An 18,470-nucleotide genomic window follows, 5' to 3' on the forward strand; every position below is an offset into this window, starting at 1 on the left:
GCGACCACAGTTCATCCGACACGATCCACGGCCGCGACTGACGTTTCCCCACGGCCAAACCAACGAACATCCGAACCGAAGGTCACATGATCAACGGCTTCTGTTAGGACCTCTAAGCCGCCGCCGTCGACCTCGTTGGCGACTACCCGTACCCGTCGCCGATCACGTGCCGTCCAGGAGGTCCAGGGCGGCTTGGGCGTCGGCGTCGCCGGCGCGGGCGGGGACGCTGAGCCAGTCGGCCACGGCGGCGAGGTCGGGCACGTCCGGGTGAGCCGTGGCGGGAGGAGTGGGATCGGCTGAGCCTGCGACGGACCGAGCCCAGCGATCGGCCTCCTCCGCACGCCCCCTGCGCATCAGGGCCTCCGCGAGATTGATCTTCGCAGCGGCGTGGCCTTCTGCCCCGGCACGGCGCCACAGCCGCTCGGCCCCGTCCCAGTCGCCGCGACTGGAGAGGACGGCACCGTAGCTGACCAGGGCGTCGGTGTTGCCCGCGTCGGCCGCATCGCGCCACCAGCGTTCGGCCCCGTCCATGTCGCCGCGCTGGCGCAGGAGGTTCCCCAGGTTGTTCATGCCGGCGGTGTCTCCCGCCTCGATCGCCTTGCGGTAGTACGACTCCGCGCCGTCGAGGTCGCCGCGCCTGCGCAGCAGGACGCCGAGGTTGACGTAGGAGTCCACGTGGCCGGCATCGGCGGCGAGCCGGTAGTACCGCTCCGCACGCTCCACGTCGCCGGTCTCCGCAAGCAGCGCTCCCATGGTGTGCCGGGCCACCGGATGCCCGGCGTCGGCCGCCCGCTGGACATGCTCGCGCGCTCCTTCGAGGCCGACCTCGGCCACGTGCATCTGGGAGATCCAGAACAGGACGTCGGAGTCGCCGGAGTCCAGCGCGGCGGCGAAATGGGCTCGGGCCTTGCCCCAGTGGCCTTCGTGGGCCTCGAGTACGGCCATGGCCATGTGCACATGGGGATGGCCGTCGTCCAGGTGGAGCATCAGCTGTCGGGCGGCCCATTCGACGGCGGACTCTGGCGGGGTCGCCGGGGCGGGGCCGACGGTCGGCGCCTGCGTGGGCCGTGGGGGCTGGGCGGGCTCCGGGGGGCTGGTGCGGGCCGCGGCGGCGCGTAGGGCCCGCAGTTCCTCCAGCGCCTGGCGGGCCATGGCGTTGCCGGTGTCGGCCACCGGTCGGAAGTACCGCTCCGCGTCGTCGAGGTCGCCCCCGTCCATACGTATCGTGCCCAGCACCATGGAGGCCATCGGGTCACCCGCCGCTCGCGCCCGCTGGAGCCAGCTTTCCGCTTCGGCCATGGCTCCCCTGTTGCCGAGCCCGATGCCGTACACGGTCATCGCCTCGACGTTACCGAGCTCCGCCCCCTCGCGTGCGAGGTCTTCCGGTATCGGAAGGCCCTGGTGGTAGGCCGCGCTGATCAGTTCGTCCCGGGTGGCCGGACGGCCGCCCGCTCCCCGGCCCGTCGTTCCGCCGCGGCCTTCTCTGCGTCTCTTCCACCACGCGCTCATGGCCCTCCCCGTCCGACACCGTGCCGTCATTGTGGCCTTCCGGGCGCCCCGTACGAGGCTCGGAGCAGGTTTGGCTCGAATGAGTTCACGGTCCGGCGTGCATGTGGGCCGCCCAGAGCGAAGGGGTCGTCGGATACCGGTCACGCATCGCCCGGACGGCCGCGCGCACGGCGTACGCGGCGCGGTCGGCCACCGGGTGCGGAGCGCCGAGGCCCCCGTACACCCGCTCGGCGATCCGTACGGCCACCGTGTCGTCGATGGCCCACGAAGTGCCCACCACATGGCGGAATCCCGCGAGTTGGAGGGCGCCGGCGAGGTGGAGCGCCTCGTCCATGACAGTGAATCCGGTGCGGGCCGTTGTACATGCGGACAGGTAGGCCAGCTCGGCCTCGGGCAGGTCGAGGCGGGAGATCCCGGCGACGGTGAGCGGATGGTCGAGGTGGTCGTGGACGAGCAGCCGGCTGCCCGAGGGCGTGGCCGGTTCGGCGGTGCCGTGGCCGCAGAAGTGCAGCCAGGCGTGGTCGCCGAGGCCTGCGACGACAGCGTCCCGGGTGGCCGCTTCCCCGGTGAGCCGGCGTGCTCCGGGCAGCATGCGGGCGAGGACGGCGGCCTCCTCGGAGGCTCCGGGCAATGGCCGGGCCGCGGGTGCCTCCGGCACGGCTACCACCAGGAAGGAGGACGCGGAGCCCGCCGAGCGGCGGCGGGCCTGCGCGAGGGCGCGCACGGTGGGGGCGTAGGACGGCACCGTCCGGTCGAGCACCGTACGTCCGGCCCCCTCTCGGTGGTGCCCTGCGGCGTGCAACGGGAGGAAGGTCAGCGGCCCGGTGGGAATCCACCACACGCGAGGAGGCTCGGTACCGGACGTGCCGGTGATGCCCAGGGCGTCGAGCACCGGACCGGTCAGGCGGTCCCACAACCATCCGAGGTGCCCATCGATCTCGTCCTCGTCGGACACCTGGGCCGTGAGATCTGCGCCGTCCGGTTCGTCGAGCCGGCCGAGAGCGCCGAGGAAGGCCGCCGCACGGTCGACCACCTCGGCCAGGGTCAGGCGGGGAAGCGGTACGACGCGCAGGCCCCCGGTATCGATCACCAGGGCGTCGCAGCGGAAGCGGCTCACGTTGGCGAGAACGACGGGGCCGTGTGCGCCGTGCGGCAACAGCCTGGCAGGGCGCGGTGGCCGCAGGAAGTCCTCGAAGCCGTCCCTGGCCCGGACCTCGGCGAGGAGGCAATCCCACTCGGCCGCCAGGGCATGACGCTCGTCGGACGTCCCCGCACCGCCGACGACGTCGAGTCGGGTGCGCAGCCACGCGAGGCGGTCGGCCGTCTCCGGCGCGTGGGGCCGCAGTTCGGCCAAGTCGTCGTGGTGTTTCATACCCTGTCCGAGCAGCACGCCGCGCCCCAGCTCCAGCAGACCGAGCGCCCCCATGGCGTCCCCGGCGGCGAGCGCGCAGGCCGCGGCGTCACTTGCCAGCCCGCGGGTTTCGGAGAGCGCCTGCTCGGCATCGGCGGGGGCCAGGTGGCGGGGCACCAGGGCGGGCAGCTGGGCGACCGCCTGTGCGTAGGCGGTGACGGCCTCTTGCGGGAGCCCCGCCTGCATCGCTCCCAGACCCCAGGCGTGGGCCGCCCGCAGCCGCAGCCGGGGCGCGGCGACGGGATGGAAGGCGGCGGTCCGCAGACAGGCCGCCGCTCCGGGGCGGTCGCGAGTGGCCAGCATGCGGCCGAGCTGGTACTGGATCGCGGCCTGGAGCGGGTGCCCAGCGGGCACTGCGGCCTCCGCGGCGCGCAGCAGCTGCTCGGCGCGGGCCACGTCGCTGTCCCGGGGGGTCAGCTCATACCGTTCGCACAGCGCGGAGGCCAGGTTGAGCACGGCGCCGGGCCACGGTCCCAGCCCGTCCAGTTCCGCGTCGGCCGGTCCCGCGCCGTCCAGTCCCGCGTCGGCCGGTCCCGCGCCGCGGGCGTCGTGTGCCGCTGCCGCCCCGACCGCCGCCTCGAGGGCGTCGACGCGCGCCCGGAAATCCTCTTCGTCGGCAGTGAGTTCGAATCGTACGCGGAGCGCGCCGGCCAGGCCCTGCTGGAGTAGGGAGTGGTCGCGGTGGCCCGGCGGGGTGAGCGCGACGGCCTCACGGTGTGCGGAGACGGCCTCCGCCAGGTCCGACGGGTCGCCCGTGCGTTCATGGCGCACCCGGAGTGCCAGACCGAGATTGTGGAGCCGGCCCCCGCGGTCGGTTTCGCCGCCCGCCTCCACGGCCGCGCGGGCCACCCGTACCGCCTCCAGCAGGTCCTCCAGCGCCCCCGTGCGCTCGTGGCGTTCGCGCAGTGCGGCGCAGAGGCCCGACAGGACGGCCGCCCGGTCGGGGTGACCGCTGCCCGCTCCGGTCTCGGCCTCGCGCAGCGCGGAGATGGCGTCGCCGAGGTCCCGCGGGTCGCCTTCGCGCTCGTACCGAAGCCGCAGGGCCCGACCCCACAGGGCCAGGGTGGACGCTCTGAGCGGCCGGGCATGCACGGGGGTCCCGTCGACCGCGGCCCGGGCCGCCCGGAGGGCCAGCTCCAACAGCGCGGTGTCCCGGGAGCGTTCGGCCGCCGCGACCCGGTCCGAGGCCTCCTCGTACAACGAGGTCACGCGCCGCACGGTCTCCACGGCCCCCGCCGCCGACGCCCCCTCGGGGCCGGCATACCGTGCCAGAGCGGCGGCGATGGCGGCGTCCTCGCGTCCCTTCTCCTCCCCCAGCAGCAGGCTCCGGCAGAGGTGGAGGTCGGCAATGGCCCGGACCGCCTCCGGATCGGTGGAGGGATCGGTCACCAGCCGCATCAATTCCCCGACTTGCCAAAGGGCTTGGGGTGCCAGTACGGCGTCGCGGTCCATGGACGACCGGAACAGCAGGACACGGGCGGCGAGAGCCCGCACCAATTCGTCCCGCGCCGCAACCGCCATAAGGGTTACGGTACTTGGCGGGGACGGCGCCGAGCGAGGGGGCAGACGGATGGTGGAACACAGGCACCGGCTGGCGCGGTTGTGCGAGCAGCTCGCCGATATCCGTGTGGTCGTGGACCGGGCGGGACAGCTGGCGGTCCTGGAGGCCATCCTGACCGAGTTGCGAGCGGGTGCCGATACCGCGGAGTTGACCAGCGGAGCCGATGAGTTGCTCCGCCGTTGCGGGGTCGCCCGCGGACTCGGGGACCGTCGTTCCCCCGGAGGGGGCCGGCTCCCCTACCTGGGCGGCGGGCACCCCGTGGAGGAAGCCCGTGTGTGCCCGCTCGACCGCTGCGACCGCGTGGCGCTCGACGGCGGTGGGACGTGCCGGCTGTACGGTGAGCCGCTGCGCCCGGTGCGGCTCTGAGCATGACCGCGTTCCTCGCCACGCTCGGTGGCAAACTCGCCGACACCTGGCTCTCGTTGCTCGTCCTGCCCGGTCTCCTATACCTCGCCGTGATGTCGGCGGCCTCGGTTCTCGGCCATGGCCACGCCTTCGACCACGGCCGACTGACCGGGCGGATCGACACCCTGGCCGGCGGTCCCGCCGCCCACTCGCCCGGCTCCGTCGTCCTGGTCGCGGCTCTCGTCCTGGCGGCCTCCGCCGGCGTCAGCCGGCTCGCCGCCGCGCTGGGGGGCGGAGTCGAGCGGCTGTGGCTCGGTGACTGGCCGGCGCCGCTGCGGCCGGCCGCCCGTGCCCTGACCCTGCGGCGCGTACGGCGGTGGATCACGGCGGACGACCGATACCGTCAGGCGCTGACCGCCAGGGCCCTGCGGGCGGCCGCCGACCCCCTCGGTGTGCACGTACCGGAGGCGGACGAGGACGTCGCCCCCGGTACGCCCCGGAACGAGGGGGCCGTCGACACCGTGCAGTTGAACGAGGCCCGCAACCTCATCGCGCTGACCCGCCCGGCCCGCCCCACCTGGATGGGCGACCGGTTGATCGCAGCCGATGCCCGTGTCCACGAGTCGTACCGGATCGACCTCACCGCGGCCTGGCCCAGACTCTGGCTGCTCCTGCCCGACACGGTGCACCAGAACGTACAAGCCGCCCGAGCCGCGCTGACCGCGGCGGCCCGCCGAGCGGCCTGGGGCCTGCTCTACCTCCTGCCCGCCCTGTGGTGGTGGCCGGCCGCCCTGATCGTCGCCGTCACCTGGGCCGGAGCGTGGCGGCAGGGCCGCCTGGCGGTCGACGAGTTCGCCGAACTCGTCGAAGCCGCCGTCGACCTGCACGGCCGGGATCTGGCGAACGCCCTCGGCGTTCCGTGCGAGGAGCGACTCACCACCGCCGAAGGCCTGGAGATCACCCGAATCCTCCGCAAGGGAGCCTGACCGCCCGGCGCAGGACCCGCCACGCCTCCCGTACGCCACCCGCCGGGCGTGGCAGGTCTGCCGCAATGAAGCCATGACGGAGGCTCAGGCTGCGGTGACGGAGGGCGGGTAGACCGCTCCCCCGGGCCTCTCCACGCTCTGGCTGCACCTGCCAATTCGCGGCCGGGGGCAAGACGATCTCCGCCACCTGACCCCCGGGAGGCCACGACCTCCGAACAGGTCCGGTCGGACCGGAGCCGGCAGGAGACGACGGCCGCCCGCCGGCCGGCGCCTGGAACACGGGGCCTGCACCGGATCCCCGAGGAGACAGGCGCGACATATTCGCCTGTCCGGGGCAATGCGTTTTTTCCGGCCAAACGACGTGTCGTCGACCGCCGTTGTCCCGCATGGACTCAGGGATGTCCGCCTCGGTCCGGCCGCCCGCTGGCGGGGTGGAGCCGGGCGTCAGGAGTGGCCGAAAGCAGGCTGGAACGTTCTGATCAACCGTTCATACGATCGAAATGTACCCACCAGTTCTGGTCATTCGGCCGGGCGTCGACAACCTCTGACGTGTCCGGCCGACCGACGAAAGGGAGGCGTTATGAACGCGCTCGACATCGATTTCGAAGAGTTCTCTCTTGAGGAAATCTCCGTGGAAGACGTTCCCGACACCACTGGTCTTCCGGTGATGGGGGCTTCTGACGGCGCTTCTTGCTGCCGCGCCAGCTGCTCCTGCTGCAGCAGCAGCAGCTGATCCGTCGCCGGGGGCCGCACGGCGGCCTCCGGCGTACCGGACGGCACGGAACGGAAAACGGCCGGCCGCCAAGGGCGGCCACGTCGAGCAAGCAAGAAGGGCACCGCCTGCATGCGGCGATCGCGGCGATTCGTCATGGCCGAAACGGCCACTACACGGGTCAACCCCATGCCTTACACGCCCCTGGTGAGCCCACCGGCAGCGGCCGCCTGGGACCGGCTGCTCACCGCGGCCGCCCAGACCCTAGCCGCTGCCCGCGAGGCGGACGCCGAGCTGGAGGCCCGTACGGGGCAAGAGCAGGACGAGGCCCGTGTCGCCTGCCTGCGGATGCGGCGCAGGATCCGGGACAAGCCGCTGACCCCGCCGACCGGACCGGCGGCGGACGCGATCGGCCCGGTACCGGCCGTGCACCGCTGGGCCGCGGCGGCACGCGCCTACCGGAGCCTCCTGCTCTCCGTGACGCGCGAACGCGAGCACGCACTGATCCATGAGCGACTCGTCCTGAGCGGCTTGTGCGCAGACCCCGCACTGTCTTCCTCCATCGAACTTGTGAGCCCCGACATGGGTGCCGCCGTACGCCGCTACGCCGCCGGCCGGGGCTCCGTGGACCGGGCCGACCGCAAATCAGAACCCCGCATCACCGCGTACGTCCTGCGCGGCATGACCCGTACGAGCCCGCGGTCACGCTTCACCGCCGTCGCACACTCCGCCCTACCCGACGACGCCACAGCGGACGGCACAGCACGCTGGGAGGCCGCGCCGCCGTCGGAACTCCTGCGCGGCGTGGATGTCCAGCGCGGCGCACTGCTGTCCGCCCTCGAAGCGGGCCTCGAAGCCGACGCCGACGCTCCCGGACACGTACGACTCGCCCCCCTGTTGACCGCCGGGCCCTCGGAGCTGGCCTTCATGGCCATCACGCCGGCGCACCCCAGGCCCCGCAAGGTGACCCTTCGCCGCGGCCGTGAACTGACCGAGCTGGTGGCCGCCGCCCGCTTCGGCGTACACGACTGGGCGACGCTCGTGGACACCCTCGCCACCGCACTGGACTGCCCGCCCGGCCGGGCCCGGCAAGTGATGCGCGCCGCGCTCGGAGCCGGCCTGCTGGCCCCCGCCCTGGCGGTGGACGACCAGGACCCGGACTTCCTGCGTGCCTGCCTCGAAGCGCTGCCCGACGGCGGCGGACTGCGCAGCGTGGTGGCGGAGATGGCCGAGGTGGCCGATCGCCTGGCCTTGGACGACGTGACGACACGGCCCGATCTGCACGGGCGTCTGCGCACGGCGGCCGCCAGGCTGCCCCACGCGGACGCGCTGGCCCCCCAGGTGTACGAGGACGCCGTCGCCACCCTGCCGGCCGCCCCGCGCCCAGCGGCCTCGCTGCGTTCCGCCGTGGAGCTGCTGCCCGTGCTCCGGGCCTTCGACCTCAAGGCCGACTTCCGCCTGGCCCTGCAGGCCGCGGTCCGCGCACGCGGCGGGAAGGTCCGGCTGCTGGACGAGGCCGAGGGCCTGGCCGAGGAAGCTGCCCGGCTCGCCACCGCGGCGGCGGCCGGCCAGGCGCTGCCCGACCCGGACACCCAGGCGGCCATGGCCGACCTGTGGGGGTTCCGGCACCGGGTCCTGGCAGACACGGCCCAGGTACTGGCGTCGGCCTCCGCCACGGGCGACGGCGTCGACGCCGTCCTCGGGGAGGAGCTCGTCCGCACGTGGACCGCGAACCTGCCCGCCTGGCTGGACGAAGAGAGCACCTCCTACGCCCTGATGGCGCAGCACGCGGCGGGGACCTGGGTGGTCAACAGCTGCTTCGGCGGATACGGCGCCACCGCATCGCGCTTCCTGCGGCTGGACGGGGCCGCGGGCGGCGACGCCACCGACCGGTTGCGCCGACGGCTTCGGCGCGTCCTGGGCCCGGGAGTGGCCGAGGACCGTGCCGCACACGGCTTCAACACCGGCTGCCACCCCCGGCTCCTGGACGAGACCATGGAACCGGCCGACTGGTCGGGTACTTTCCTCGTGGATGACGGATCCCCCGGCCGTCTCGGCTGGCACACCCCGCGCGGCCTGCGCCCGATGACCATCACCTCGACCCGGTGGGACCTGCTGCCCGCGCCCAGCCGGATCGTGCTGTGGCTCCAGGGTGGCGGTGCGATCAGCTGTGCCTACGACCACTTCTTCCGCGAGAGCGCCCGGCCCGGCCCTGACGGTGTCGTGGCGGTGCCCCGCCTGCTCTACGGGGATCTGGTGCTCCAGCGGCGCCGCTGGTACCTCCCGGACACCGACGTGCTGACGGGGGCGCATCGCGGCACGGCCGACGACCTGCACCGGCTGGTCCGGGTGCTGGCCGAACACGGCGTACCCGCACGGTTCTTCGTCAAACAGCTGCCGGCCTGGCAGCGAGGCGAGGCGCTCGTACCGGATGTCACGACGCGCCCCGCACCCCAGCCCAAGCCGCGGTTCGTGGACACTGCCGGCGCACTGGGCCTGGCTTCGTTCGCCAAGGACGCCGCCGACTTCACCCACCCGTACCTGGAGGAGTGCCTGCCCGAGCCGCTCCCCGGCCGATCCGTCCGCGAGGCGGTCTACGAGTTCGACGCGGCGGAGGCACAGGCGGAGGCGGACGCGGGCGCGAACGCGGAACAGGAGCCGGGATGCTGACTACGGTACGGGTCCACGACTACCGGACGGACCCCTTCCCCCTGCTCACCGCCGGAGTGCTGCCCCTCCTCGCGCAGCTCGCCGATGAGCGTGCCCTGACCGTGTGCTTCCCCACCCGGCACTGGGACGGCGGCCCGCACCTCGCGCTGCACCTGGGGTACGGGGAGCCCGCGCCGACCGCTCTGACGGCCGTCCGCGAGCGGCTGGCCGCGGCTGCCGGAACGGGCACCGCCTGGTCGCCCGAGGAGTACCGCCGGCGCGTGCGCGCACTGGCACGGGCCGAGGGCGCCGAGGTCCGCCAGCCCCTGCCAGAGCCGCACGCAGCCGTGGCCGTCACCACCGATCACGCCGCCGTCACCCCGCTGGAGACCGTACGGCACCGGTTCCTCAGCGGGCTGGTCCGGGACCTGCCCGACGCGCTCACCTCCGACGCGACCACAGCCCGGTCCCGCGCGCCCGGTCTCGCCCTGCGGTGGATGTCGGCCGTGGCGGCCGCGTACCCGGGTGGCGCGCGGTTCGGCTCCCTGTCGTTCCACTCCCATGCCGAGGCGTTCCTGGCCTCCCGCCCTGACGGCGAGGAACTGCGGGCGCGCTTCACCGAGGCGGCAGAGCGCCACCGGCCGCGAACCGACCTGCTGGTGGACATGGCGCTGAGCCGGCCGGAGGAGCTTCCCGGCTACACGGTGTGCCGGACCGCCCTGGAGGACCTGGGCGATCCGGCGCTGCGCGCGGACCTCGACGCCCTCCTCGCCCCCGCGGGGCGAGGCCCCGCGACCGGGCGCCCGCCGAGCCCCTTCCACCAGCGCCTGGCCGACCTGGGCTTCGCCGAGCACGCACCGGACGGTTTCGCCGCCTTCCGGACCGTCGTGAACTGGCTGTACGAGGCCCTGCAATGGATCGGCGTCACCCCCCTCAACCGCTACCTCTACTGCCACTGCCTGGCCAACGCCGTCGACACGCGACTCGGCGAGCCGTGGCAGGACCGACTCAAAGCGAGGCCCGTCTGACATGCTCGTGAAACTCCGCCCCAGCACCGTCTACGGGGCCTTCGCGGGCGGCGTGTTCGTCCAGACGCCGCGCGAATCCTTCACGCTCAAACTTCCCCCGCCCCTGGTCGAGCCGGCCTGTGCGTGGATCAGGGCGCTGGAGGAGCCCCGTACGACCGCCGATCTGGTGGCTGCCGCCGGCAACCCCAAGGCGGCGCCGTTCATCGAACGGGTGGTGGCCCAGTTGCGCGATCACGGCGCGCTGGTGGACGCGTACGACGTGCCTTCGGGTGTGCCGGCGGCCGCGGTGGCGTATGTGGAGAGCTACAGCGACCGGCCCCAGGACGCGCTGCGGGCGCTCGTGGCGGCCCGGGTCACGGTCACGGGCCCGGAGCGTCTGGCGGAGGTGGCTCGGGCGGCCCTCGCCGGACGGGGTGTGACCGCGACGACCGCACCCGAGGAGCGCGCGCCGGGCGCGGGAGAGTGGGAGCTGACCCTCACCCAGCCGGGGCTGTCCGTGCGCCTGGAAGCCGCCGGGAACCGGCTGTGGATCGCCTCCTCCGGTCTCGACGATCCCGCGCGGCTGGCCGCTCTGCGCGCCCGCCTCACCGCCTCGTCGCCGCCGACCGCCGCGTCGGCGGTACCGGATGCGGTGGCGGCGGACCTCGCCGCGCAGCTCGCCGCCGAGCAGTGCTTCCGGGAGCTCGCCGGGCTGGGCGACGACGCCGTGCACACCGTGCACGTCGTGGACTCCCGCCCGCTGGGCTGGCGTTCGCTGGAGCTGCGTCCTGCTCGGGAGCCCGCTGCCGGCCCCGCAGCGAGCGGCCCCGACGCGACCGAACTGGTCGGCTGCCACCGCCTCGACACCCCTGGCGACTGGCCGCAGCTGCCGCTGTGCCTGAGCCGCGTGGTACCGGGTCCGGGGCTTCCCGACGCCGCGCAGGCCGCGGGCTGGGGCCGCACCCGGGCAGAGGCCGACCACGAGGCGCTGCGGACGTTCCTGCGCGGCGGCGATCCGGCTGCCGGAGCGGGCGCGACGCCGGACGCGGCGCTGCTCGACGCGGCACTGCGGCTCGCGGCGGAGCGGCTGGGCCACGCCGGACCGCAGTGGGCAGCGGGCGGGCTCGACGGGTTCGCACAGGACGGCGCGTCCTGGCGCCACCGGGTACACGAGCCGGTGCAGGGGCTGGTGTTCGCGGAGGTGGAGTACCGCCCCGCCGCCGATGGGGAAGGCAGCGGCGGCGGGGCGGTCGCCTGGCCGGCCGGAGCCTGGGGACAGGACCGGTCCGCGGCGCTGGCGGCGGCGGTCGCCGGCGCCCGAGCGCGCGCTCAACTAGGCGCTAGCGAGGCACAGTTGTCGTCATCACTCAGCGTGGACTGCCGCATCACCGAGGACGTGGCGGACCGGGTTCCCGATGTCCGGGCCGTCGCGGCCGGCCTCGTCGGGTACGCGTGCGAGTTCCACCCTGCGGAGCCTGATGTGCTGCTGGGTGCCTTCCCGCTGGTGCGCGGGACGCTGGTACGGGTCCCGCGAGGTGGGCGATGACGGCGCTGCTCGCGGTCCACGACGCGTGCCGGACGTCGCAGCGGGGCACGGACCTGCTGGAGGAATTCGCCTCCGGCCAGGGTGCCCTGGTCATGGTGATCACAGGGCACGACGCCGCCTGGGAGCAGGAGCGGATGGCGGAGGCCACCGCATCGGGACTGCCCCTGCTGCCCGTACGCCTGTGGGGCAACGGGGTCGAGATCGGGCCGCGGTGGCAGCGGGGCGCGCCGGGCGGCTGCCCGCTGTGCCAGGTGGCCGCCCACCTGCGGACCAGGGGCATCAGCGAACCGCCGCGCAGGCTGGACGCGGGCGCCGGGCAGGCGGAGGCGGCCGGTTACGCGTTGGCCGCCGCGATCACCCTGGCCGAACGGGAGCCGCTGGGGCCGGGCGGCACGGTACTGGTGTCCTCCCACGGCAGCTCACGGCACCGGGTGGCGCAGCAGACCGGCTGTCCGGCGTGCGACCTGCCGGACGGCGCGGGTTCTGACGCGGCCCCCGACGCGGACCGGCGGGCCACCGACGGGGAGCGCACCCCGTACCCCGGCCCCGGCCCCGGCCCCGGTGCGGACCCGTACCCCGCCCCCGGTGCGGACACGGAGCTCGACCTCGACCTCGGCCTCGACGCGGACCTGCGGCAGGTACCCGGCCCCGACCTCGCGCTGCGGACACTGACCGGTCTCCTCGTGGACGGCCGCTACGGCCCGGTCGTGGGCCTCCAGTCGGTCCCCGACAGCCCCGCCTCACTGGTGGCCGCCGTACACGCGCGGGACGGCAAGGCCTCCGAGGCGGCGGGTTACGGCCGCGGCCGCACCATCGAGGCGGCCTCCCGACTGGCGCTGCTGGAGCGTCTCGAACGGTCGGGCTCGGAAGCGGTGGTGCGTGCCGCCCGACCCCTGCACAGCGCCTACCACGCGCTGCCGGGCCGGGCGCTGGACCCCCGCCGGCTCGGGGTCCTCGCGCCGGAGCAGTACGCGCACCCTTCTTGCCGGGTCGACCCGTTCTCCCCCGATGACGTCCTGCGGTGGATACCGGCACGGGTGTGGGGTACCACCGAGGACTGCTGGGTCCCGCTGGAGGCGGGCTCGTACCACGTGCACCCGGAGCCGCGGCCGGGCCGAACCTGGGGCCGCGTGCTGTACGAGTCCTCCAACGGCTGCGCGCTGGGCGCGAGCCTCGACGAGGCGGCGCTGCACGCCCTGCTGGAAGTCGTCGAGCGGGACGCCTTCCTGCTGACCTGGTGGGGCGGGCGGCCCGTGCCGCGGATCGACTGGTCCTCGGTCGACGACCCCACGAGCCTCGAACTGCGCGCCGCGATGCGCGCCGTCGGCTACGACGTGCACCTGCTGGTCCTCACCCGGGACGTGCCCGTGCCGGCGGTGTGGGCCCTGGCACTCAATCCCGGTTCCGCGGACAAGTACAGCCTCACGACGGCGGCCGCACATCCCGACCCGGCCAAGGCCGTGCGTGCGGCGGTCTCCGAACTGGCGCCGCTGGTGCTCGGGGACGTCGTCGCCCCGGATCCGCAGCGCGCCCGTCGGCTGCGCGCCGACCGCTGGAACGTGACGGGGCTCGACGACCACATCCAGTGGTACGCCGTCCCCGAGGCGGCGGACGCCTTCGAGCCCTATCTCGACGGCCCGTCGCTGCCCCTGGCCGAGGCCTTCCCCTCGTCGCCGCTGCGCGGCGCGCGGACCCTGGCGCAGGCACGCGCGACCATGCTGGACCTGCTGGCGGCGGCGGGCATGGACGAGGTGCTCGTCGTGGACCAGACGGGCCGCGAGCACGACGCCGCGGGCCTTCGGTCCGTACGCGTGCTCGTGCCCGGTTCCGTCCCGCTGACCTTCGGCTTCGCCCACCAGCGTGTCCTCGGCCTGCCTCGGCTGTCGGCGGCGAGGGGGCCGGAGGGCTCGTCCCTGGAACGGCTCACCGTCCATCCGTTCCCCTGACCGGCGCGTACGTGCCGTGTCCGTCCTACGAAAGAAGTGGCTGCCGTCCGTGGTCGTTCCCTCTGCCCCCGCCGGCTCACCGGCTCCCGCCCGCGCGGCCGAACTCCGCGCGATCCTCGGCGCCGCCCCCTCCGGTGACACCCGGGTGGACCCCGAGGCCCGGCCCGAGCGGCAAAGGGTGCGCGCCGCGGTGGCCGCGCTCGCCGACGGAGGTGGCCCCGGCCCCGCCCGCACGGGGATGCCCGCCCGCTGGGACCTGCTGGAGCGGACGCGCTGGCCGGCTGCCGCTCCGCCGGCCGGCGTCCCGCTGCACGAGCTCGCCGCCACGGTCTGCGCGCCGGTGCGCTTCGAAGCCGACAACCCGTACAGCGAGCACCGCGCCTACCCTTCGGCCCGCTCGAAGTTCTCCGTCCGGCTGGTGGCCCAGGAGTCGGGCGTCGCGCGTTTCCTGCTGCCGGAGGCGGGCGGATCGCTCGAAGTGCCCGCCTCGGCGGGCCGCGCGGGGGACTTCATCGAGACGTTTTCGCTGCTGTCCGCGTTGCCGTCGTTCTACGGACCGCTGCGTCCGGTGCTGGCCGGCCTGGAGACGGGGCACGTGCTGGCCTCGGCGGCGCTGCTGGGCCGCGCGCTCGGTCGTCCTCTGACGGTCGCAGGACCGGCCGAGGTCGTTCCGGCGTGGGCGGCCACGTTGCCGGAGCCCGCGCTGCCCGGCTACCTGATGGCGGACGACCAGGACGCGCCGTCCACGGCGCCCCGCACGTCCGTTCCGTCCGTTCCCGCCCCGACCTGGAACGACGTGGTCTGGAACCGGAACAGCGGTCGCGTGCCGCGCGGCGTATCCGGTTTCACCGGCGCGCACCGGCCGGCTCCGGCGGCGCTCTGGCGGGACGCGCTGGACACGCTCGTGGCCTGCTCCCGAGGCCTCGGGCCACTGCTGACCGCCCGCTCCGCCCTCGGGCTGTACTGCTGGGTACGCGGCGTCGAGGGCGTGGCGGACGGCTGCCACCGGGTCCACTTCGACGGGTCGGCCCTGCGCGTGGGCGGCCTGGAGCCTGCGCGCGGAGCCCTCCTCATCGACTCAGGCGCCGCCCCCGGCCTCGCCTTCGAACTCGACGCCTGCAACCTGGTCTGGATGTTCACCGTGGACCTGGAGCAGGCCTGCGGGACTTCGCGGGCGCCCGCTCCGCGGCTCGCCGCCGACCTGCTGGCCGCGACCGGCTGGACGGCGCAGCACCTGTCGTACGCGATGGCCGCGCACGGCCTGTTCGCGCGTCCACTGCGCAGCTACGACGGTGAGGGCGCCGCCGAGGCCCTGGGGCTCGACGCGGCACAGGTGCCGGTGTACCAACTCGCCTGCGGACCGAACCGGTTCACCGAACCGGCGCTGGACGTACGACGCTGCCCGTCCCCGTCCGGCGCGCAGGGCGGTGCGTCGTGAACGCACCGCGCCCCAACGCCGCCGGTTGGCTGTCCTGGCACGTCCACGTGCCGGCGGACGGCCTGGGAACCGACCGTCTCTCCCCGCTGGTGCGGGAGAACCTGCCGGCCCTCATCACGCCGCTGCACGAGGCGGGCCTGCTGCGCCGCTGGTTCTTCATCCGCTACTGGGAGGGCGGCCCGCACCTGCGCCTGCGGCTCCTGCCGCAGCCCGGTACGCGGTCGGCCGACCTGGACGCGGCGGTGCGGCAGGCCTTCGCCGACCTGCCGCAGGACGGCCACGCCCCACAGGACTACCTGCGTTCGGTGGGAGACCTCGCCGCCGCCTCCACGGCGAGCGACCCGACGGTGGACCGCAGGGTGGCGGCCACCGTGCTCGCGCCGGGTGTCCATCCGGCGCTCTACGAACCGGAGACCGCACGCTACGGAACCGGGCCGGCACTGGAGGCGGCCGAGGAATCCTTCATGCTGTCCAGCCAACTGTCCCTGCGCGCCGCCGGATCCGCTCTGGACGAGCTCCGGCTGAGGCTGCTGGGCCTTGAGGTCCTCCTCAAGGCCGCAGCCCTCGCCCCACGGCCGGAGTCGTCCGGTGACCCGGTCGAGCGCCAGCTGAGGCTGCACGCCGCCTACTGGCGCGGCTGGTCCCGGTCCGCTCCCCGGGAGGTCTTCCCGGCGGGGGAACTGGCCCGCAGAGCGGCCGACTGGGCCGGAGTGCTCACGGGACGCGCCAAGGTGAGCGCGACCGCGCTGGCGGGGCGTACGTCCGCGGTGTCCCCGTGGGCGCGCTCCCTGGCCACGGCGCTGCCGCTCGCGACCGCTTCCCTGGGCGACGACGCCACGCCCGGCCTGATCGTCTCCCACACCCACATGACGCTGAACCGCCTGGGTATATTCGTGCACGATGAATATATTTTGGCGGAGGCGGCCGCTGGGCTCTGCGCCGCGCAACGGGAAGCGGCCGGACGGGCGAACGGGCATGAAGGCGACCGGACATGAGCGATGAGGCGGACACCGGTCCGGCGGCCGTGCTGCGGGCCACCGGCATTCACATCGCCTACGGCGACGAGATCGTGCTCGACGACGTGAACCTGGATCTGCGAGCGGGCCACTGCCTGGCCCTCGCCGGCGCCAACGGCTCCGGCAAGTCGACGCTGCTGCGCGTCTGCGTCGGCCGGCAACAAGCCGACGAAGGTGAGGTGTTCTTCGCCGATCGACCACCGCGCGAGGCGGACGCCGCCTTCCGGCGCGACGTCGCGCTGCTGCTCGACGGGGCCGAGTGCTTTCCCGACCTGACGGTCGGTGAGCACATCCGCATGGTCGCCACCGCGCACGGCATGGGCAAGGACGCCGGGTCCGCCACGGAGCGGGTGCTCGCGGAACTCGGACTGGACCACCGGACCGACGCGTTCCCCGACGCGTTGTCTGCGGGACAGCGCCAGATGCTTCTGCTCGCCGCGGTCCTGGTGCGTCCGGCCCGTCTGATCGTCGTGGACGAGCCCGAACAGAGACTGGACACCGGCGCCCGGCGCCGACTCGCCACCGCACTGCGGGCAGCGAAGGCGGTCGGCACGGCGGTCCTGCTGGCGTCGCACGACCGGGCGACCGTGGAGGAGGCCGCCGACCGGGTCCTGCTCCTGGACCGGGGACGCGTCGCCGCCCTCGGCACGCCTGCCGAAGTCACCGGTGCGGCGGTGGCGTCGCCATGGCGGTGACCACCGGCCTCGCGAGGGACGAGGAGAACGCCACCGCCGATGCCATGGCACAGATGGCACGTGCTCGGCGGGCACGCGGTTCGGGACGGCCGCGTTTCGACGACGTGTGGTCGTGGGTGTGCGTCGCCGTCTCGACCGTCGTGGTGCTCGCCGGTCTGGTACGGACGGCCCCCGCCATCGGCCAGGCCCTCGGCACCCCCGGAGGCGCCGCCACCCGTGCCGTCCTCGTCGCCTCGGGTCTGCTGCTGTGGGCGGGCCAAGCGGCCACATGCATACGACTGGGCCCGGTACTGCTGGGCACGGCCGAGATCACCTGGCTGCTGCCGCTGCCCGGCGACCGGGGACGGCTGCTGCGCCCCCGCCTGGCACGCGCCGTGGTCGTCGCCACCGTCGTGGGTCTGCTCACCGGCACCCTGACGGCCGCCCTCGCGCTGCTGCTCGAAGGCCGCCCGCGGTTCACCGCCCTGCCCGTGGCCCTCGGTGCGCATCTGGCCCTGGCCTGGCTCGCGGTGGCCGTGGGGACGCTGATCGAGGTCCGGCCGGACCTGGCCGGGCGGGCCCGCGCCCTCGGCACCTGTTCGGCCGTCGTCGGCTGCGCGATCGTCTTCGTCGGTCCGGCCGTTCCCTCCGTCACCCCACTGGCCGCCCTGTGCGGGCCCGGGGGGTGGGCGGCTTGGGCGACGGCCGGCGCGGCCCAAGGGGACCTGCTCGCCTGGTCGGTGGCGCTCGGTGCCCTCTTGCTCTGCGCGGCCGTCGCGCTGCGGGCGGCCTTCGGAGCGGCTGCGGCCATCCCGACGGCCGAGTTGCTCCTGCGCAGCCGCACCAGCCGCCAGGCAGCCCAGGGCGCGACCCTGCTGGACCTGCGCGCGCTGACGCTCGTCCTGCAGTCCGCTGGACGGCGACGCGGCCGCCTGCGCATGCCGCGGTCCCGGTGGGCGGTGATCGTGTGGCGGGACGCCGTCGTGCTCCTGCGCCACCCCGGGCGGCTGATCGCGTCCCTCGCGGCCCTGGTCGCCGGCGCCACCGCGACCCACCTGCTCGCCCGATGGCTCACCGAAAGCTCCCACGGTCCGGTCGGGCCGCTCCGGTCCGCGGCGATGGGCCTGATCCTGGTCGTGCCCCTCTACCTGGCGGCGGTCGCTCTGGCCGAGCCCGCCTACCAGGACACCGACCGGCCACGGCGCGCCCTGCTGCTGCCCTTCCCGCCCGGTGTGCTCGCGGTCGGACACCTGGCGGTACCCGTGCTCCTGCTGTGGGCGGCGGCCGCGGTGACCTGGTCGGTCGCCCACCTCCCAGGCATGCCCACCGGTGACCTCAGCGCCTACGCGACGGCCCTGCTCCTGGCGGGACCGTCGCTCGTCGGCAGCACGCTGGTCGGCGCCTATCGGGGCGCGCCCCGATACGACCTGCTGGCCCTGTCTCTCGACTGGTACGCCGCGGTGCCCTTCGTCCTGTGGCGGCTCGCCCCGGCCCTGGCGGCCGGCTTCGTCATCGCCCCGTGGCTGTGGCACACGGTGTCCGCCGCGCCCGGCGCCTCGGACGGCGCCGCGATCCTGTGGCTCGCCGCCCGCTCGGCCGCGGTGCTCGCCTGGTCGGCCCACCGCGTCAGCCGCCAGGCGCGTGACCTGTCCTGAACGGCCCTGAACCGG

General features: G+C 74.5%; 13 protein-coding genes. 11 read left to right on the forward strand and 2 right to left on the reverse strand.

What is annotated here, in order from left to right; all coding sequences use genetic code 11:
• Positions 1-162: 162 nt before the first annotated feature.
• Both ACFYOB_RS32750 and ACFYOB_RS32755 read right to left on the reverse strand, forming a co-directional pair.
• Complete coding sequence (locus ACFYOB_RS32750) at positions 163-1,509, reverse strand: tetratricopeptide repeat protein (protein WP_388566218.1); 1,347 nt, start codon at positions 1,507-1,509, stop codon at positions 163-165.
• A gap of 85 nt (positions 1,510-1,594) precedes the next feature.
• Entirely contained in the window at positions 1,595-4,441 is a 2,847-nt protein-coding gene (locus ACFYOB_RS32755) for a CHAT domain-containing protein (protein ID WP_388566221.1), read from the reverse strand.
• Positions 4,442-4,490: 49 nt separating this feature from the next.
• Between ACFYOB_RS32755 and ACFYOB_RS32760 the strand changes: the two genes are divergently transcribed.
• From ACFYOB_RS32760 to ACFYOB_RS32810, 11 genes are all read left to right on the forward strand, one after another.
• Positions 4,491-4,847: a hypothetical protein gene (locus ACFYOB_RS32760; protein ID WP_388566224.1), complete on the forward strand. Its 357-nt coding sequence runs from the start codon at positions 4,491-4,493 to the stop codon at positions 4,845-4,847.
• A gap of 2 nt (positions 4,848-4,849) precedes the next feature.
• The gene (locus tag ACFYOB_RS32765) at positions 4,850-5,812 is read left to right on the forward strand and encodes a hypothetical protein (protein WP_388566227.1); all 963 of its coding nucleotides are present in this window, start codon (positions 4,850-4,852) and stop codon (positions 5,810-5,812) included.
• Between the two features lie 580 nt (positions 5,813-6,392).
• Positions 6,393-6,545, forward strand: coding sequence for a thiazolylpeptide-type bacteriocin (locus ACFYOB_RS32770; RefSeq protein WP_280918985.1), 153 nt, complete (start codon positions 6,393-6,395; stop codon positions 6,543-6,545).
• A gap of 186 nt (positions 6,546-6,731) precedes the next feature.
• Positions 6,732-9,194, forward strand: coding sequence for a lantibiotic dehydratase (locus ACFYOB_RS32775; RefSeq protein ID WP_388566230.1), 2,463 nt, complete (start codon positions 6,732-6,734; stop codon positions 9,192-9,194).
• Positions 9,188-10,201, forward strand: coding sequence for a lantibiotic dehydratase C-terminal domain-containing protein (locus tag ACFYOB_RS32780; protein WP_388566233.1), 1,014 nt, complete (start codon positions 9,188-9,190; stop codon positions 10,199-10,201). The genes ACFYOB_RS32775 and ACFYOB_RS32780 overlap by 7 nt, the downstream gene beginning before the upstream one ends.
• Position 10,202: 1 nt before the next feature.
• Positions 10,203-11,726, forward strand: coding sequence for a hypothetical protein (locus ACFYOB_RS32785; RefSeq protein ID WP_388566236.1), 1,524 nt, complete (start codon positions 10,203-10,205; stop codon positions 11,724-11,726).
• A complete protein-coding gene (locus ACFYOB_RS32790; protein WP_388566239.1) occupies positions 11,723-13,672 on the forward strand; it encodes a YcaO-like family protein in 1,950 nt (649 codons plus the stop codon). The genes ACFYOB_RS32785 and ACFYOB_RS32790 overlap by 4 nt, the downstream gene beginning before the upstream one ends.
• Before the next feature lie 49 nt (positions 13,673-13,721).
• On the forward strand, positions 13,722-15,110 hold the full coding sequence (locus ACFYOB_RS32795; protein WP_388566241.1) for a hypothetical protein: 1,389 nt from the start codon (positions 13,722-13,724) through the stop codon (positions 15,108-15,110).
• A complete protein-coding gene (locus tag ACFYOB_RS32800; protein WP_388566244.1) occupies positions 15,107-16,105 on the forward strand; it encodes a thiopeptide-type bacteriocin biosynthesis protein in 999 nt (332 codons plus the stop codon). Before ACFYOB_RS32795 ends, ACFYOB_RS32800 begins: the two co-directional genes overlap by 4 nt.
• Positions 16,102-16,821: an ABC transporter ATP-binding protein gene (locus ACFYOB_RS32805; RefSeq protein ID WP_388566247.1), complete on the forward strand. Its 720-nt coding sequence runs from the start codon at positions 16,102-16,104 to the stop codon at positions 16,819-16,821. Before ACFYOB_RS32800 ends, ACFYOB_RS32805 begins: the two co-directional genes overlap by 4 nt.
• Complete coding sequence (locus tag ACFYOB_RS32810; RefSeq protein ID WP_388566250.1) at positions 16,812-18,455, forward strand: DUF6297 family protein; 1,644 nt, start codon at positions 16,812-16,814, stop codon at positions 18,453-18,455. The genes ACFYOB_RS32805 and ACFYOB_RS32810 overlap by 10 nt, the downstream gene beginning before the upstream one ends.
• Positions 18,456-18,470 lie beyond the last annotated feature (15 nt).

The sequence above is a fragment of the Streptomyces sp. NPDC006463 genome, assembly GCF_042870715.1.
Taxonomy (GTDB): domain Bacteria; phylum Actinomycetota; class Actinomycetes; order Streptomycetales; family Streptomycetaceae; genus Streptomyces.

Excerpts from the sequence above, each read along its gene's own strand:
- ACFYOB_RS32750 (WP_388566218.1), bottom strand. The coding sequence starts at position 1,509 with ATGAGCGCGTGGTGGAAGAGACGCAGAGAAGGCCGCGGCGGAACGACG.
- ACFYOB_RS32755 (WP_388566221.1), bottom strand. The coding sequence starts at position 4,441 with ATGGCGGTTGCGGCGCGGGACGAATTGGTGCGGGCTCTCGCCGCCCGT.
- ACFYOB_RS32760 (WP_388566224.1), top strand. The coding sequence starts at position 4,491 with ATGGTGGAACACAGGCACCGGCTGGCGCGGTTGTGCGAGCAGCTCGCC.
- ACFYOB_RS32765 (WP_388566227.1), top strand. The coding sequence starts at position 4,850 with ATGACCGCGTTCCTCGCCACGCTCGGTGGCAAACTCGCCGACACCTGG.
- ACFYOB_RS32770 (WP_280918985.1), top strand. The coding sequence starts at position 6,393 with ATGAACGCGCTCGACATCGATTTCGAAGAGTTCTCTCTTGAGGAAATC.
- ACFYOB_RS32780 (WP_388566233.1), top strand. The coding sequence starts at position 9,188 with ATGCTGACTACGGTACGGGTCCACGACTACCGGACGGACCCCTTCCCC.
- ACFYOB_RS32785 (WP_388566236.1), top strand. The coding sequence starts at position 10,203 with ATGCTCGTGAAACTCCGCCCCAGCACCGTCTACGGGGCCTTCGCGGGC.
- ACFYOB_RS32790 (WP_388566239.1), top strand. The coding sequence starts at position 11,723 with ATGACGGCGCTGCTCGCGGTCCACGACGCGTGCCGGACGTCGCAGCGG.
- ACFYOB_RS32805 (WP_388566247.1), top strand. The coding sequence starts at position 16,102 with ATGAGCGATGAGGCGGACACCGGTCCGGCGGCCGTGCTGCGGGCCACC.
- ACFYOB_RS32810 (WP_388566250.1), top strand. The coding sequence starts at position 16,812 with ATGGCGGTGACCACCGGCCTCGCGAGGGACGAGGAGAACGCCACCGCC.